Origin of the sequence: Nostoc sp. CmiVER01 (genome assembly GCF_034531135.2) — a bacterium.
In the GTDB taxonomy this organism is placed as follows: Bacteria; Cyanobacteriota; Cyanobacteriia; order Cyanobacteriales; family Nostocaceae; genus Nostoc.
The window spans coordinates 124,870-141,349 of record NZ_JAVRBU020000015.1; the positions used below are offsets into that span (position 1 = coordinate 124,870).

Annotated in this window: 15 protein-coding genes; 7 read left to right on the forward strand and 8 right to left on the reverse strand. The window is 40.3% G+C overall.

Annotated elements, in window-relative coordinates:
- Positions 1–174: 174 nt before the first annotated feature.
- The 4 genes from RMZ43_RS25260 (at position 175) to RMZ43_RS25275 (ending at position 3,680) form a co-directional block, all read left to right on the forward strand.
- The gene (locus RMZ43_RS25260; RefSeq protein WP_322649928.1) at positions 175–474 is read left to right on the forward strand and encodes a WGxxGxxG family protein; all 300 of its coding nucleotides are present in this window, start codon (positions 175–177) and stop codon (positions 472–474) included.
- A 570-nt stretch (positions 475–1,044) separates the two neighbouring features.
- Positions 1,045–2,277 carry an O-antigen ligase family protein gene (locus RMZ43_RS25265; protein ID WP_322652853.1) on the forward strand — a complete coding sequence of 411 codons (1,233 nt, stop codon included), beginning with the start codon at positions 1,045–1,047 and terminating at the stop codon, positions 2,275–2,277.
- 15 nt (positions 2,278–2,292) lie between these two features.
- Positions 2,293–3,450, forward strand: a complete 1,158-nt coding sequence (locus tag RMZ43_RS25270; RefSeq protein ID WP_322652854.1) for a glycosyltransferase family 4 protein — start codon at positions 2,293–2,295, stop codon at positions 3,448–3,450.
- A gap of 35 nt (positions 3,451–3,485) precedes the next feature.
- Entirely contained in the window at positions 3,486–3,680 is a 195-nt protein-coding gene (locus RMZ43_RS25275; protein WP_109006995.1) for a hypothetical protein, read from the forward strand.
- Positions 3,681–3,684: 4 nt separating this feature from the next.
- Here RMZ43_RS25275 and RMZ43_RS25280 read toward each other — a convergent pair whose 3' ends face one another.
- The 5 genes from RMZ43_RS25280 to RMZ43_RS25300 form a co-directional block, all read right to left on the reverse strand.
- Positions 3,685–6,327: a chloride channel protein gene (locus RMZ43_RS25280; RefSeq protein WP_322652855.1), complete on the reverse strand. Its 2,643-nt coding sequence runs from the start codon at positions 6,325–6,327 to the stop codon at positions 3,685–3,687.
- Positions 6,328–6,459: 132 nt separating this feature from the next.
- A complete protein-coding gene (locus tag RMZ43_RS25285) occupies positions 6,460–7,773 on the reverse strand; it encodes a TldD/PmbA family protein (protein WP_322649933.1) in 1,314 nt (437 codons plus the stop codon).
- A gap of 262 nt (positions 7,774–8,035) precedes the next feature.
- Entirely contained in the window at positions 8,036–8,896 is an 861-nt protein-coding gene (locus RMZ43_RS25290; RefSeq protein ID WP_322652856.1) for a Tab2/Atab2 family RNA-binding protein, read from the reverse strand.
- A 239-nt stretch (positions 8,897–9,135) separates the two neighbouring features.
- Complete coding sequence (locus tag RMZ43_RS25295; RefSeq protein ID WP_322652857.1) at positions 9,136–9,783, reverse strand: HAD-IA family hydrolase; 648 nt, start codon at positions 9,781–9,783, stop codon at positions 9,136–9,138.
- 73 nt (positions 9,784–9,856) lie between these two features.
- Complete coding sequence (locus RMZ43_RS25300) at positions 9,857–11,050, reverse strand: NAD(P)/FAD-dependent oxidoreductase (protein WP_322652858.1); 1,194 nt, start codon at positions 11,048–11,050, stop codon at positions 9,857–9,859.
- Positions 11,051–11,232: 182 nt separating this feature from the next.
- Between RMZ43_RS25300 and RMZ43_RS25305 the strand changes: the two genes are divergently transcribed.
- Positions 11,233–11,856 (forward strand): 4Fe-4S single cluster domain-containing protein, encoded by a 624-nt coding sequence (locus RMZ43_RS25305; protein ID WP_322652859.1) that lies wholly within the window; start codon positions 11,233–11,235, stop codon positions 11,854–11,856.
- A 230-nt stretch (positions 11,857–12,086) separates the two neighbouring features.
- A complete protein-coding gene (locus RMZ43_RS25310; RefSeq protein ID WP_322652861.1) occupies positions 12,087–13,154 on the forward strand; it encodes a FecCD family ABC transporter permease in 1,068 nt (355 codons plus the stop codon).
- A gap of 450 nt (positions 13,155–13,604) precedes the next feature.
- On the opposite strand, the gene RMZ43_RS25315 is transcribed toward RMZ43_RS25310, so the two are convergent.
- Positions 13,605–13,925: a DMT family transporter gene (locus tag RMZ43_RS25315; RefSeq protein WP_322649940.1), complete on the reverse strand. Its 321-nt coding sequence runs from the start codon at positions 13,923–13,925 to the stop codon at positions 13,605–13,607.
- Between the two features lie 489 nt (positions 13,926–14,414).
- On the opposite strand from RMZ43_RS25315, the gene RMZ43_RS25320 reads away from it, so the two are divergent.
- The gene (locus RMZ43_RS25320; protein WP_322649941.1) at positions 14,415–14,852 is read left to right on the forward strand and encodes an Hsp20/alpha crystallin family protein; all 438 of its coding nucleotides are present in this window, start codon (positions 14,415–14,417) and stop codon (positions 14,850–14,852) included.
- 236 nt (positions 14,853–15,088) lie between these two features.
- On the opposite strand, the gene RMZ43_RS25325 is transcribed toward RMZ43_RS25320, so the two are convergent.
- Both RMZ43_RS25325 and RMZ43_RS25330 read right to left on the reverse strand, forming a co-directional pair.
- Complete coding sequence (locus tag RMZ43_RS25325; RefSeq protein ID WP_322649942.1) at positions 15,089–15,388, reverse strand: ferredoxin; 300 nt, start codon at positions 15,386–15,388, stop codon at positions 15,089–15,091.
- Between the two features lie 106 nt (positions 15,389–15,494).
- On the reverse strand, positions 15,495–16,364 hold the full coding sequence (locus RMZ43_RS25330) for a uroporphyrinogen-III synthase (protein WP_322652862.1): 870 nt from the start codon (positions 16,362–16,364) through the stop codon (positions 15,495–15,497).
- Positions 16,365–16,480: the final 116 nt, after the last annotated feature.

The following is a 16,480-nucleotide window of genomic DNA, read 5'->3' on the forward strand; positions in this document are numbered from 1 at the left end:
TATTGCATAATTTGCCATGCTTGGTAATCTAACCTATACCAAAATGCTTATTTACTCAATCACTAATGCATCTTTAAGCGGATTTATATTTGCAGCTAAAGATTGATGCTGTTAGTGTCAGAACTTAATATGCTTTAGCTATTACTTGCAGCAATTCAATTGAGGAATGTGATCGTGAAACGCTTTAATGTCTCTAAAATTCTCGGAAGTACTGCTCTAGCTATCAGTTTGGCAACCTTACCTACAGTTCTGCCTGCTTCGGCTCAGACAACAACCACTAATGACGGAACTGTTACAAATACTACTACAGACACCTCTGCTACCGACAGAAATTATCGGGATGGCGATTGGGGTTTATTAGGCTTGCTTGGTTTATTTGGTTTATTTGGTCGTAAGAGCCGCAAAGCCGATGATAATGTAGCTTATCGTGACCCTAATGCTGTAGGCACTCCTGGCTCTCGTTCTAACTTTTAATAATGAGTTGCGTTCTAATTTTGCGTCAGTCCTAATGATAATTACGGTAAAAGCCTGCCAACGCAGGCTTTATTCGTGTGTATACATGATTGCAAGGCTTGGGGAGTCAGGGCGTGCCAAGTTTGCCCAATTGAATTGTTAATTGGATTTCTCAAAAATCAAATTGCCAAAGCAAAATGCGCTCCTAGTTTAGCTTTCAGAGCTTCACTGATGGTTATTTTTGCTAAATCTAGAGGCTGGCGATCGCTCTTAAGTTTACGTGCATCTACAATGACTGTAATATGATAATATTCTTTACGTACTCAGTATTTTAGAGGATGTTTTAAAAGTATTTTGCTGTGCTTTTAGGTACTTAATCTTCCCTAACCTTCATTAAAAAGGGAGGAACGGGAATCAAAGTCCCCTTTTGAAGGGAGATTTAGAAGGATCTAAAACGTTTTTATACCTAGATATAGGACTTTTAAAATATCCTCTAAGATGAGACAAAATATCATAATCTCTGCTTAAACCTGCGAATGTGGGTTTAATTTAGCATTTTTGTTGTCAAACAAGTATCCACACGACAACGTTATGATTAATATATTTTTCCTGCTCATACTATTTTCTTCACTTTTAGGGCGGATTAAATTTCCTGGAATAAATATTGGTATTCATTATTTATTACTTCCTGCATTTAGCTTTGGTATAATTAGTTTGTCTTTAAAATCTATACCAGAAGTTGTTAAAAAGCATAAAGTAATTTTAATATCTATAAGTCTAATGTATTTGTGGATGTGGCTTTCTTCATTCATGAGCCAATTTCCAATTATTGCTATTACTTATAGTCTCAAATACTCAACTTATTATATATTATTTTTTGCTTTTTTAGTGTTAACTTTTAAAAATACAAATTTAGCATTTTACTATCGTTGCATATTATATTTACTACAGACAATTGCAATTTTGGGTTTTTTAGAAGTTTTACTTCCCAACTACTGGATTTTCAAATTATTAAAATTCCCCAGTTTTTATCCAGAGATTGGGTCAATTATGCAAAACCCTAATCAGTTTGGGGTAATAGTAGCCATTGGATTGTGTTTAAGCCTGATTTTAGAAAAGCAGAATAAGATTTCTAAAATCGAATTATATATAAACGAATTAATTTTTATAATTCCTTTAGCTTTATCTGCCAGTGGAAATGGTTGGTTAACTTTCATAATTGGCATGTTTCTTTTGTTAATTTATAAAATTATTAGTTTTAGAAAATTTATTTATCTAACTAGCTTGTTATTTTTATGCATTGTAACCATTCCAGTTTCTACAGAGAGAATTGGTTTGGCAGATAGTAAAATATTTCCATTAATTAATGTATTTTCAGAAAATTCAAGTATCTTAAATCCAAATAAAAAACCACTTATGATTATAATAACAGGCTTGTCAAGGTTTGAAATATGGCAGGCAGCTATTAATGAAACTATTAAAAGACCACTTACTGGTATAGGCATAGGAGTTTTCCCAGAACAGATAGGAGTAAAAGTTTGGGGACATAAAGGTTATCATGCACATAATATATTTTTAAATGTGTTAGCAGAACAAGGAATTATGGGATTATTACTATTTATTAATTTTTTATTAAGAATAACATTTAAACTTCAATATACTAATTCTCTAGTTACTGTTCCAATTATTATGTTTTTAATGTCTCAAATGCCAGATTTTTTTGCTGAAGACTATACTTTTACAACTATTGAGTTTTACTTTATAGCAGCAGCTATAAATTCTCGAAAAGATTTTGTTATGCAATTCAAGCCTGAAGTTATTTAAATTTTCAGAAAAATTATGAATGATAAACATCATTTTTACTTAATATTTCCGAATATATTTGATTTTAAGGGAGGGATTCAAGTTTACTCAACATTTTTGCTAAAAGCTTTACAAGATGTATATATTGAAGCTAATTATGATGTGTTTTTGAAATATGATAAGCGTAATTTAAGACAGCAGCGAAACTTGCAATTTTTAAGTTTAACAAAGTTCCATTATTTTGGAGATTTCCCAAAATTATTGCAAACTATTTTATTTACTACTAAAATAATTATTCTGGCTATTATCCAACGTCCCACTATAGTTATATCAACGCATGTTAACTACACCACTGCTTGTTATATTCTAAAAATTATCACTGGGATTCCTTACTGGGTAGTTGCTCATGGTTTAGAAGTTTGGGATCTTGAAAATAATGTTACAAAATTAGCATTACGAAACGCAGATAAAATTATTAGTGTTAGTAATTATACTCGCCAGCGTTTGCTTCAATATAAAAACATTGACGCTGAGAAAATAGTAGTTTTAGCTAATACGTTTGATGCCAATAAATTTAAAATAAATCCTAAACCTAACTACTTGCTCAAGCGATACAATTTAACACATAAACAGCCTGTGATTCTAACGGTAACGCGCATGGGACGCATGGCAAAATACAAGGGTTATGATCAAATGCTTTATGCCTTACTTAAAGTGCGCCTGCATGTCCCTAATATTCACTTCATCCTTGTAGGCAAAGGGGATGATATACCTCGAATTCAAGCTTTAGTTAGTAAATTAAATCTACAAGATTGTGTCACTATAGCAGGATTTGTACCAGATGAAGAATTATGTGATTATTACAATCTTTGCGATGTTTTTGCTTTGCCTAGCAAAGGAGAAGGATTTGGGATTGTTTATCTAGAAGCGTTAGCTTGTGGTAAACCTGTGCTGGCGGGTAAACAAGATGGTTCCATAGAACCCTTAGCTGATGGGAAATTAGGATGTTTAGTTGATCCTGATAACGTTGAAGAAATTGCTGATAATCTAATTCAAATTCTGCAAGGTGATTACTATAACCCAGTAATTTACCAACCAGAATACTTACAACAAAAAACTATTGAAACTTTTGATTTTACCCAGTTTCGTACAAGTTTAGCAAAAATAGTTGATGATTATTTAGTTACAATTTAAGAAAATGCTTTTTGTATACATTGAACTGGATAAAAATGGAAGATTCAGTGTTTGTTATATTCCTTGGCTTTGGGTTTATTTGGCTTTTGATGGGAGTTGTAGGTTGGATTGCGTTTTTAAAATCTGAGGGTGAGGAGATTAAGTTTGGTAAGTGGGGACTTATAGTTGCTATTCCAATCTTAATACCAATAATTGTTTCTCTGATTATTGGTATATTGTATAAAAAATGAACAATTACTTGTTAATTGCACCCCTAACCAAAATCACTGTACTTTCTACACCAGAGGCGATCGCTTCTGGAATATTACCTTGAATCGCCTGTTGCAACATTCCTTCTTGCGATGCTCCCAAAACTACAACATCATAACCTTCGGTTTTAACCAAGTTAATCACACCTTCTGCCACTGAATTAGCCTGGACTGGGAGAGCAACTACAGTACTGGACAACTTTTGCCGCCGCATCAAATGGCGGATGGCTTGTTCTGAAACTGACATATCTGGCTTGAATTCAAACGGCTTAAACACCTGTGTCAGATGAATTTGCGGATCATTTCCCAATGTAATTAAAGCCGGTAGCAATTTAATCGCCAGTGGAGAATTGGGGCCACCAGCCATCGGGACTAGCCAACGGTTGAAGAGGGGACTGGGGACTGGGGACTGGGGAGTTTGGCCTAATTTTACTAATACTACTTCGCAGGTGGCTTGGCGAATTATGGTGTCTACAACGTTACCAAAAATCCGACCAGGGGTAGATGTCGCACCTTTCCATCCCATTAAAATTAGGTCGATGTGTTGTTCGCTGATTGTCTCTAAAATTGCCTGCGCTACATCGTGGGTAACTCGTATCTGCGTATGCAAGGGAATTTTCCACTTTTTAGCTAAGACTTCTGCCTGTCGTAGCAAGCGGCGGCTTTTTGCCGTTCTTACCTGTGTTTCTGATGGGGAACTGTGGCGGGGTATCAGCATTACTTGCACGCAATCTATTTCATAATGGCGATCGCGGGCAATAGCTGCTGCCATTTGTAACAAAATACCTGCTGTTTCGGGATTCGCTACTGGCACTAATAATCTACCATTGCCAGTGCTAGGCGATCGCGTTTGGTAAACTATATAAGAAGGTTCTGGTCGCAGTTTCGGAGTCCGGTTATCACAATTGAGATGACCTGCTTCTGCCCGAATAATATCTGCACGAGTAATAATTCCGATCAGTTTTCGTCCATCCACCACAGGTAAGCGACTGATTTGATAGCGATCAAGTAAATACAGTACATTGCTCAGGGTATGGATTGGTGTTACTGTCATCGGGACAGGCGTCATAATTTCTTTTAAGAAAATATCATTGGCTAGGTTGCGATCGCCGAGCGTGTGCTTTGCACTCTCGCGTATTTTTAGTAAATCTGATTGCGTCACGATTCCTACTAACTTGTTATCTTCCACCACAGGGAAACCGCGATGATGAGAACGAGCAAAGAACTGTTTTGCTTCTTCCAAGCTCATCTGTGCATCTAGAGTTTCTACCCGTTCTTGCATTACATCTTTTGCAGTTAATTTAGTTAATGCTCCTTCCATCGGAACTTCTTTGGTGAGAGTAATGCCTTTTAATTCCAAAAGTTTCTCATAAAGCGAACCAGGCACTACCTTATCCGCAACTAAGTAAGCTGCTACAGAAACAATCATCAAAGGTAGCACTAGATTGAAATCTGTAGTCATCTCAAACACAATCACAATTGCTGTGATTGGTACTTTAGAAACGGCGCTAAAAAATCCCCCCATACCCGCTAGCGCATAAGTAGCAGGAGAACCGGCTCCGGTGATGGATAACTCAAATACACCAATAATGTGACCTAAACAAGAACCCAAAATTAGACTGGGAGCGAATAATCCTCCTGGCGCACCTGAACCAAATGCTATGAGTGTGAGAATAAACTGTGCCGCAAAGGCGATCGCTGCTACTGTTGGATGGGAACCTCCAGTAATTAAAGACTCTCGTAAACCCGTATTATTCCGAAAGGATTCGGGGAGCATCGCCACGACAACACCAGAGATCAATCCAGCCAAAGCTACCCGCAGTGGTAAGCTGAGATGTAATTTTCTATAAAGTTTAATACTAAATATTAAGCCACGATCAAACAATGCACCCAATAAGCCTGCCAAAATACCCAATATCAGGAAAAAGGGAATTTCTGGAATAGAGAATTGGCTAGAAGATTGCGTCAATTGCAGGTTAAGTGCAAGAGAGCCACCACCTAAAAGTCTGGATATCACCCCACCAATAAAGGAGGCGATAATCGCAGTACCCAGAGTCAATCCTGATAAATCTTGGAGTAACTCTTCAACGATAAATAATACACCTGCGATCGGGGCATTAAAAGCAGCTGCCAAACCCGCACCCGCACCTGCTGCAATCATTTGCCGTCGATGATCTGGGGAAGTAGGAACCCAACGACTCAGCCCTGCTGCTAAACCTGCCCCTACATGAACGGTAGGGCCTTGTCGTCCCAGAGTCATACCCGAACCTATGACGATGATGGCACTGAGTAACTTCACACCTGCCACGCGCCAAGATAATCTTATAGGTACATTGGCAAGACTGGCTTTTACTTGCGGAATACCGCTACCATAAGCCTCTGGTGCTAATCTATCCACCAACCATCCAGCCACAAATCCCAAGACAAGACCAATTGCTGGTAATGCCAGCCAAGGCGGTAAAAGGTGGGTAGTATGGACTCGCCATGTCCCCAACCATCCCGATCCTACTTTCAAAAATACCGCAGATAGGGCAGCAACCAAACCAATAACACAAGCTTCGGCGATCGCTAAACCTCTTCTAGGCTGCCACCAGATGCGAAAGCGCTGATTCAGAATAGGAAGAGACATGATTTTTGGGGATTAGGAGATTAGGCAGGGGGGCAGGGGGGGCAGGGGAAGCAGGGGAGGCAGGGGAGGCAGGGGAGAATAATAACTCCTAACTCCTAACTCCTGCCCAATCCCCAATCCCCAATCCCCAATTCAATTACTTCTCCCGGTCGTGGATAGTCCTTCTACTATTAGAGATGGAGTATAACAAGAACCATTCCAATCAGCATCATTACCTAGTTTAACCAATTGCTTAAGGGCAGTGTAGACATTACCTGCAACCATCGTATCTTTAACGCGCCCAATTACCTGACCATTTTTGACGCGGTAGCCTAAATCAACATTGATTGAAAAATCTCCAGACATGCTGCCGTCACCGCCCAGCATTTGATCCACAATTATGCCATTATCCAGTTCTTGAATTAAATCTGGTAGTGATGCTGAACCTGGCTGGATCAGAAAATTAAATAAACCAGGGGTGGGATAGCTACCTAAACCAGGGCGAAAACCATTTCCAGTGGTGTCAGTACCTAGTTGGCGTCCGGTAGTGCGATCGCCATAAAAATGCTGTAAAATTCCGTTTTGGATAAATACTAAAAATTGAGTAGGAGTGCCTTCATCATCAAAAGGGCAACTATAAGGGCCGGCTTCTGGATCTTGGTAGAGGGTGAGACTGGGTGCAACTACTTCCTTACCCAAACGTTCTCCCCAAGGGGAAGCTACTTCTAAAACTCGCTTGCCATTCAAAGCTTCTTGCACAGTGCCCCAAAGCATATCAGCAGCTTTAGAAGTGAACAAAATCGGGACGCGACCATTAGGAGATGAGACATTTTCTCCGGCCCAAACTAACCGTTGTAAAATTTGGTTAGCTAATATTTCCGGGTGGAGTTCGCCCCGCTTAGTTTGGCCATCGGCAACACTTAAAAAATCATCACCGCGCACCCATTCGGCTGATATATAGCAATTGAGGGTAGTATCAGTGTAATAACAATCTAAACCTTTAGTGTTGACTATTCTGGTAGTTTCAGCATCACATTCCCAGTCACCATTGCAAACAACATCGGGATTGGCATCGCGGATGAGTGCGATCGCTTCTTTGCCCCAGTCTACCAAAACTTCTATCGGCACACTTTCGCCTAAATCTGGGTAAGCGGGCCCAGAGTTAGAGCTTAATTCTACTGTTTCAGGTAGATTCAGTTGACTTAGAGCCAGAGCTTTTTCCACCATTACTTCGGCTAGGACAGAACCGTAAGCCACCGTCAGTCCCGGACACCCGTTTCGCCAAAGTCGTAGTGCTGTGCCTTCAGATTGGTTAGTTTCTAGCTGCTTGAGTCGGTTTGCCTCAAAAAACACTGGACGAGAAAGCGATCGCGACTGATACACCTCAGCAGCTTCTGCTCCAGATTTTATAGCTAGTTCCAGCAGCTGTTCTGCTAGTGTATCTTGTGACAAATTTTCAGAACCCATGACTCTTAGTGCAATTGTGGATTTTGAACCGCATATCAACGCTGTCTTAAGAAAAGTGCGATCGTCAAAAACCGACGATTAAACTTTCTACGTGATGAACGCAGATAACTATCCAAAAATCATCAGCGTTTCTTACAGTTACGATTTGAAACCACAGATCAACACTGATGGACGCAGTTAATTATCCCAAATCATTGCCATGTCTCAACTAGTCATTCGTCATTCGTCATTCTCCCTCTGCCCCCTGCCCCAATGCCCATTTTCAAAGATTCACCTCTTGCAACAGCCAAAAACCAGCAAAAGCTTCTGCTTTAGGATCAGACTGTACACCGATAAAATGCACTCCGTTAGCTTTTTGCTTGGCTTCTTCAAAACCTTTAGCTTCTGCTAAAAGTTGAGGTTTTTTGATATTTGCCACAATCCAGCTTTCGGTTACACCAGTTTCTAAAAGCAATCTCGCCTCAACGCTAGTATCAAATCTTAAGAAAGCCAATTCCAAACCAGACATCCAGCCTGCCAAGGGCAACGCTCTTGGTGAGAAAATTAAAATCCCAGGAATCCGGGTTTCGGGTGAAACTTTCGCTAACTCTATGGGGAAAGCTTCACCAAAGCCAATTTCCCACTCTGGCATTTCTGCCAAATCCGCAGCATCTAAGGTAACAAATACCCACTGCTGTCCTTCCAAAGCATCTGGTAAACGTTGCGGCAAAGGTTTTTCTAAGCGGACTGAGGGATTAGCCCCCCCTTGATACCCTGCCTCTTGAGGATACACTTCCTCCATGCGCTGTTCTAACCATTGGTTGAGAACCAAAGTACGGCGGCTAGGCTGGGCGGGAATACCTAAGTCTTGGCAGGCTTTAGTAATCATGTTGTTCATTTGGCGGCGGAAAAAGCGGATTTTAATTGGTGCTTTTCCAGCTTGGTTAATAGCTTCCTGTAATGCTGTCCGCAACCAGCCCGAATTTACCTGGGTACTGGGACAATATTGAGCATAGTGAAACAAAGAATCTACTTTTGTACTGATATCTAAGGCGCTTTCGCAGACTAAGACTTCCCAAACTTTTTTCTGATTATCGTCCAAAATCGGACGGGAGTAAAAATCGATTTCCCAAATACTGCCCATGTTTTGCGGTAAAAATCTGGCTGTTATGTTTTCTTGATATGTTGATCATACGAGTCTTAGGGCAGCAGGGGAATAAAGGAGTAGAGAGCAGGGGAGGCAGGGGAGATAAGGGGACAAGGGGCAGGGGGAGTTTTATATAGTGATAGGGTTTGGCGATCGCTGTAGGGAATCATGGGTTATGCGGTTTGTGGCGACGGCGATCGCACAATAATAGCCGTGAGAGTATCAAAGAATCTTCCTCATTTTCCACGGTTGATCCAAACGCCTCTAAGTCCAGCTGCTTTAGCCCCGTGGTAATCTTCGACAACGCTATCGCCAATATGCCATGCTGCCTCTGGGGAACATTTATGTTTATCTAAAGCAATAGCAAAAATTTGAGGATCGGGTTTAGCTGCACGTACCTGCGTAGAAATGGTGACGGAGGTAAAAAACTCTCTCAATCCCAAACCTTGCAATACTGAGTAAATCCGAGAATCAAAATTCGACAGCACCCCCAAGGTAACTCCCAACCGCCGCCAGTTGACTAAAGCTGGTAAAACATCGGGATAGACAAACCACGGTTCGGCAGTACCAAAGTGGATGTAAAGTTCGCTAAAAAAAGCTGAAAAATCAGAAAATTCCTTAAGAACTCCAGCACTTTCAAAAGTGTTCAGGGCAATTATCCGCCACCAATCAAACTCGCGCTGGGGAATATCTTGCAGTTCTGCATCTGGAAATATCGGCGGCGGCGCTGCTTTAAAGCATTTGATGAAGGCTGTATTCAATGTTTCGGCTGAAACTGTAACGCCAAATTCCTGGGCTATCTGACTATAAACTTCGCCTACACTACCTTTGACATCGAAGAGTGTACCCACAGCATCTAAAAAAATAACTTTCGGTTGTTCCATCAAAGTTTGATTGAATTGGGAGTGGGGATTGGGGACTGGGAAGAGTCACTAATGACTAATGACTAATCTTAAGTTACTTAGAAAGTGTTTCTATGATCGGACGAACTAGCCAATTAAAACCAACTTTTAGTTGATGGTCTAAAGTTGGCAATCTATATAAATAGGCAATCCGCCGGGCGACGGATGCCAAGGGCCCATCTAGTTTAATTCCCAAACCTGTAAGAGTGGCGTTGTCTATCCCTAGTGCCATCATTTCTCCTAACTGTTGATAACGGAAGGGAAGCAGGGGGCGGTTGGTCAAACTTGCCCAAATATTCCAAGCAGTATAATCGGCTTCTTGGAAAGCCGCTTGTGCGGTGGCGGGGACTTGTTGTCCTTCAATATCATGACAGTCAGCTAAATCTCCCAAGGCAAAGATGTCAGGATGATCGAGGACTTGCAGATTAGATGTAGTAATGATTTGACCACGCTGGTTTTGCTTGAGAGGAAGAGATTTCACTACAGGCGCAACCCTAGTTCCCACAGTCCAAATTACCAAATCTACGGGAATCGTGTCTAATTGGTTTTTGTACTCTAGGGAGATGGAATTTTGCTCTATTGATTCGACTTTGGTTTCTAAATCAATAAACACGCCACGGGCTTCTATTGCTTTTTTTGCTGCTTCCCGGTTAAACTCTGGGGAAGTTCGCAAAATTTGGTCAGCAATTTCAATGATCCGAAAGCGTCCTTTTTCACCTAGTCTGTCGGCTAACTTACAGGCTAACTCTACACCACTGTAGCCAGCCCCAATAATTGCCACCCGAATTTTATCAGCATCCGATTCTTCTAAAAATCGCAGGCGTTCTTCCAAACGATACACATCAGAGATTGTACGGAATGGGTAGGCGTAGGATGTTGCACCAGGGACTAAATCTAGCGGTGTCTCACCTCCTAGTGCTAACACTAAGCGATCATAAGGGATTTCCGGCCCTTCATGTATATTCACCCGTTGCTGGTCGATGTCAATTCCAGACACAACCCCTTGATAAAAACGTACCCCTGTGCCTTGTAACACTTCTTCAAAGGGTGGGGCAATTTCCCAGGTTTGCAGTTCGCCAGTGAGTAATTCGTAAAGTAAAGGAGAGAATAGGAAGCGATCGCTTTGATCTACCAGAACAATTTCGGGTTTTTGCGTAGATTCCCAAGGTAACTGGCTTAAGCGCAAGGCTGTGTAGAGACCACCAAAGCCTCCGCCAAGGATACAAATTCTAGAAGTTTGTTGAGTCATTGTTTCTATCTATGGGACGGTCAATGCTAGCTGGGCAACTAACTTCAGTCTAGTCAGTTAAAGTGGACTTTTCAAAATCCCATTAAGTTTTTCATTAGTCATTTGTTATTAGTTACAGTTATCTAACTGGAGATTCGCTAGAGTTAAGGGCTAACAGGCAACGGCTAAAAGGAGTTAAAGAGATGGAAATTAAGCCAACTGACCCATCGCTAGCACTCATGGAAATTCCCCCTGGCTATCTCAACATTATGGGTTACGTTGATCAGTCAGAAGTTAATGGCCCTGGTTGTCGTGCAGTCATTTGGGTACAAGGTTGTCTGCGTGAGTGTCCTGGCTGCTTTAATACTAACTCTTGGTCATTTGAAGCTAACCAATTGATTGCTGTTGATACCCTTGCCGAGAATATTCTCAGTAATCCCCATAACACGGGTGTAACGTTTTCTGGTGGAGAACCCTTTTGGCAAGCAACTGCACTAGCGTCTTTAGCTCGTAAAGTAAAAGCTGCTGGATTAAATGTAATGTCTTTTACTGGGTTCACTCTCAAGCAACTTCAGTCTCAATCAGCGCCGCTAGGTTCCCAAGCTTTGTTAGAACAACTTGATATTTTGATTGACGGGCCTTTTGTACAATCTCTAGCAATAAATTCTCCTAACTCTCCAGTCTCTTCTAGTAATCAACGGGTTCGGGTGTTAAACCCGGCTTTCCAAGACCAAATTACCTGGGCTAGCGATCAGATAGAAATCCACATTCTCAAGGATGGTGGCCGCATTGTCACCGGCTACCAAGGTGGGCTGGAATTGACGTAGTGAGGTATTGTGGGCATTGGGAATAGAGAATTAAAACTTAAAAGTTGACCTTCTGAAGCTCAACTTTGACCTTCTGAGGCTCAACTTTGACCTTCTGAGGCTCGACGTTGACCTTCTGAGGCTCAACTTTGACCTTCTGAGGCTCGACTTTGACCTTCTGAAGCTCAACTTTGACCTTCTGAGGCTCAACGTTCAACTTTTAACTCTCCTTCCCTCGTGGCCAATATCCAATGCATCTGTATTTGAGACAGATTATATTTAAAAAAAATACATATCTAAATTTGACTAAACTATTTCAGACAATTTTTACTGAACACCGGGTACTTTGGGCTGTTTTACTCCTGAGTGCAGCACTGGTGGTAACGTTAGCGCTGTCGCTTTCTCAAGGAGCAGTACCTTTAAGTATGTCGGAATTTTGGCAAGCCATACTCCGCGAAGGCGATCCGGTTAAACAGACAATTCTCTGGGATTTGCGTCTCCCACGCATTACTGCTGCTCTGATTGTCGGCGCAGCTTTGGGAATGTCAGGAGCACTGCTGCAAGGGATGTTACGCAATAGTCTTGCTGATCCATTTATTTTGGGGATTTCAGCAGGTGCAGGATTAATTGTGATTCTAATGATTGTGTGGCAAATATTCCCGATCGCAATTCCTTTAGCTGCGTGGATGGGAGCAATTTTAACTTCTGCGATCGTTATTTTGCTCGGTCGTGCGGGGTCGGGAATTTCTGTTGAGCGGTTGATTTTAGGTGGAGTGGCGGTAAGTTCTTTATTAGGCGCTCTACAAAGTACATTGCTGCTTTTAGCTGAAGACGGTCAAATTCAAATTGCACTCAGTTGGCTGGTTGGTAGCCTTAATGGACGAGGTTGGCAAGAAATTGCGACGGCTGGCCCTTATATCGTCGTTGCATTGCTAGGAGGATGCTTGCTGGCGCGATCGGTAAATGTGCTGGCTTTGGGGGATGATTTGGCTGTGGGTTTGGGGGTTTCGTTGACGCGATCGCGTCTGTTAATAGGTGGTGTTGCCACTTTATTAGCCGCAGGTGCAGTCAGCATCAGTGGCTTAATTGGATTTGTTGGTCTTGTTGTCCCTCACGGTGTCCGCCTGATTGTTGGTACAGATCATCGGTTTGTTTTGCCACTTTCCGCCCTTGCGGGTGCATGGTTACTTACTTTTGCAGATTTACTCTCTAGACTGGGAGCAGTAGAACTACCAGTAGGTTCCGTCACTGCTTTGCTAGGTTCACCGCTATTTATTTGGTTACTTTATCGTCGTTCTGCTGGGTTTAATAAATTTTGAACTAAGAGGATGTTTGAAAAGTCCTCTTTTGGGTATCAAAAGTTTTAGATCCCTAGTTTTAATAGCATCTAGCTAAGTTTGCTCATTTTGCTCTGTTCGCAGAACAATAAAAATTGCTGGTGTATTCACTACAACAGCAACAAGCAGAATGATCAGTTTTGGTTTATTTACCTCTTCTATTTTAGCATAGACAAAGGTGTTTTTTATTTCAGGCAATATCTAAATATAATGTTTGCTTAAAGACTTATAGATATTGTTTCAAGATTTCACAGTTTCAGTTTTAAATTAATTTTTTCTCGCGCATACATCATACTTCAAGTAACTTTCAAACTAATATATTGTGACAAATTGTAACAGTTGTTATTTGCAAAACTAACTTTTTGCAGCTTTCACATGCAAAGTAATGAAAAGTAGGTTTTTTTAGGGGATGTTTTAGTAAACTCAATTATCCTATGAACTTGCATTTACGCCAATGACCCCCATGATTATTAAGCCGATGGAAATGAGCTTAATAAGTGTGGCAGATTCACGAAACCAAATAATACCAATAATAGCAATTAAGATAGTTCCCAATCCAGCCCAGACAGAATAAGCTACACTCACTTCAAGTTTCTTGAGAGCAAGAGTCAAAAAAGTAAAACAAAGTCCATAAAAAACAACTATTAATATGGAAGGGACTATTTTAGTAAATCCTTGCGATAACTTCATGCAAGTTGTGCCTGAAACTTCAAATAGGATTGCGGCAATAAGGTAAATCCAACTTGTTGACATATATCTTATCAGCAGTTTCTAAGTAATCTATTATTGTTTTATCTCTGTGAAATGAAAAAAAATGCAACATAATTATTATCATTATTCGCGTGAATCTACTAAAAATTTGTAGGATACGCTACGCATTGCAGGCTTTAAGAGGATATTTTAATAGTCTTATTGTCAATATTAAAATTTTTGGATTACCTAAAGTCACAGTGAAATACTTTTTAAACAATCTTTAATATTAGGGGTGCGGGTTACAGTTCTATCAACATTTTAAATATAATCGCTATATTTCAAGTCTGTTTTTGCCGAACTTACCGAACCCCAATAGTTCAGTTTACCGTACATTTAAAGTAAAGAAATCTTGGTTCGGCAATCATCATTCTTCAGGTGATAAAAACCGAATTTACCCCACTCTTATTTTTAAATACTATAAGAACAAAGAAAGGAATCAAATCCTCCAATCCTTAAATAGCAAAGATACTGGTTATCCGAAGTAAAGATATGACATTAGTACGTTTGAACCCCTGGCAAGAATTTAACGCAATACAACGCCAAATCAATCGTTTATTTGATGAAGATATGCCAACTGCATTGTCAGATAAAGGTTTATCTAGAGTTCCGGCTGCTGAGTTAAAAGAAACCGAAGATGCAATCCATCTAAAGCTAGAACTTCCAGGAATTGAAGTTAAAGACTTGGATTTGCAAGTTACAGAAAAAGCTGTATACCTTAGCGGTGAGCGGAAGTCTGAAGCAAAATCTGAAGATAAAGGTGTGATTAAGAGCGAATTCCACTATGGTAAATTCCAACGTGTAATTCCTTTACCTGCTCGGATTCAAAATACCAATGTTACGGCAGATTATAAAGATGGCATCTTGAACCTGACGCTACCCAAAGCTGAAGAAGAAAAGAATAAAGTTGTCAAAGTTAATCTAGCATAATCTGGATAATTGCAACTTTATATCTGCTAGCTATCTATTAAACTAAATAAAAGGCGCTCTCCAAAAGGGGAGCGCTTTTTAGTGTGAATTACTCAGCCTATACAGATTTATAGGAAAGTGCAAAATTTTAAATCTTTTATAGTGTGTTATACACCACTACAGATTTTTGGTGCGCTAGGACGAAAATTATAACGCACCCTACAAAAGTTGCTCTTTATTAAATCCACATTTCTTAGTTAACCGTTAAGGGCTTCTTCTTGATGGGTTTCGATAACGCAATCAGAAGTGGGGCGGGCAACGCAGGTAAGAACCCATCCTGCGTCAATTTGATCGTTGTCTAAGAAGTTCTGATCTGATTGGTCAACTGTACCTGAAATCAGCTTCCCGGTACAGGTAGAGCAAGAACCAGCGTTACAGGAATAAGGCAAGTCAAGATCATATTCCTCGTTAGCGATCTCTAGGATGTACTCATCATCAGGAACGTCAATTACTTGTTCACCATCTGGGGTCTTTAATGTGACCTTATAAGTTGCCATGTAACAAATCCCTAATTCATATAAACTCCATTTTCGATACTACGGGTTTATGTGCAGCTAGTCTAGAGTTTATTGTGGTTGATTTATTTACATCCTTAATAAGCGCTTAGTGTGAACTGGAAGTTAGAGTAAAAAATTCTGCGATCGCTTCAGCAAATCCCTCAAATGAACTATAATCTTTAGCCACGATGGAGACATTCACACCCAATTTTCGCGCATTAGCAGTTGTATAAGGGCCAAAACATGCAATTATACAGCGTTCATAATCGCTTTGCGAGTTGACCATTGTTAAAAAACTTTCTACTTCTGCTGTGCTACTAAAGGCAATTACATCGATGATTCCTTGACGTATCAGATTTAATTCAATACTGTAGATACTTGTATTTAAGCCCTGTGTAATATATGCGGGTACACGAGTTACTTCTATGCCCAATTGCTGCAAATCGGTAATCAAATTGGGTACAACATCAGGCTCAGGCAAACCAACAACTTCTGGAGCCGGGATCAGTACCTTTTTCTCGTGCATTTGCGGAAGTTTTGCTAATTCAGCCACAATTCCGGCTGGGCTAGATTCTGTGGGAATTAAATCTACTTTGTTACAAAAAGATAATAAACTTTCTGCATCTTTTCCTAAAGCACATAATTGACATTTTTGCACCACAGATATAGGAATATTTAAATCATTCATCCGGTGAAAAAATGCAGTGATACCATTTCTACTTGTGAAGATAATCCAATCAAATTCACCTATATGGTTTAGAGCAGTATCTAACTTAGTGTAGTTTGATAAATAGCAGGTTTCGATAGTAGGCATTAAAACAGGTAAACCACCTTGCTTGATGATTTGTTCAGATAACCTATAAGCATAATTTCTCGGTGCTGTGACTAAAATTCTTTTCCCATATAGAGGTAATTCTCTAGATGCAGTGAGCAAGTTGATTTCTCTTGATTGGGTGTGCATTTGTTTATCTGCCATTTCATTGCTATTCAAGCTTAGAATGCAATACGCAATCAAGCGGACATGATATTACTCTTGTCAAAGTTTGATTTTTGACTTTTGATTTTTGACTTTTGACTTCCGCCTTGCGGCAC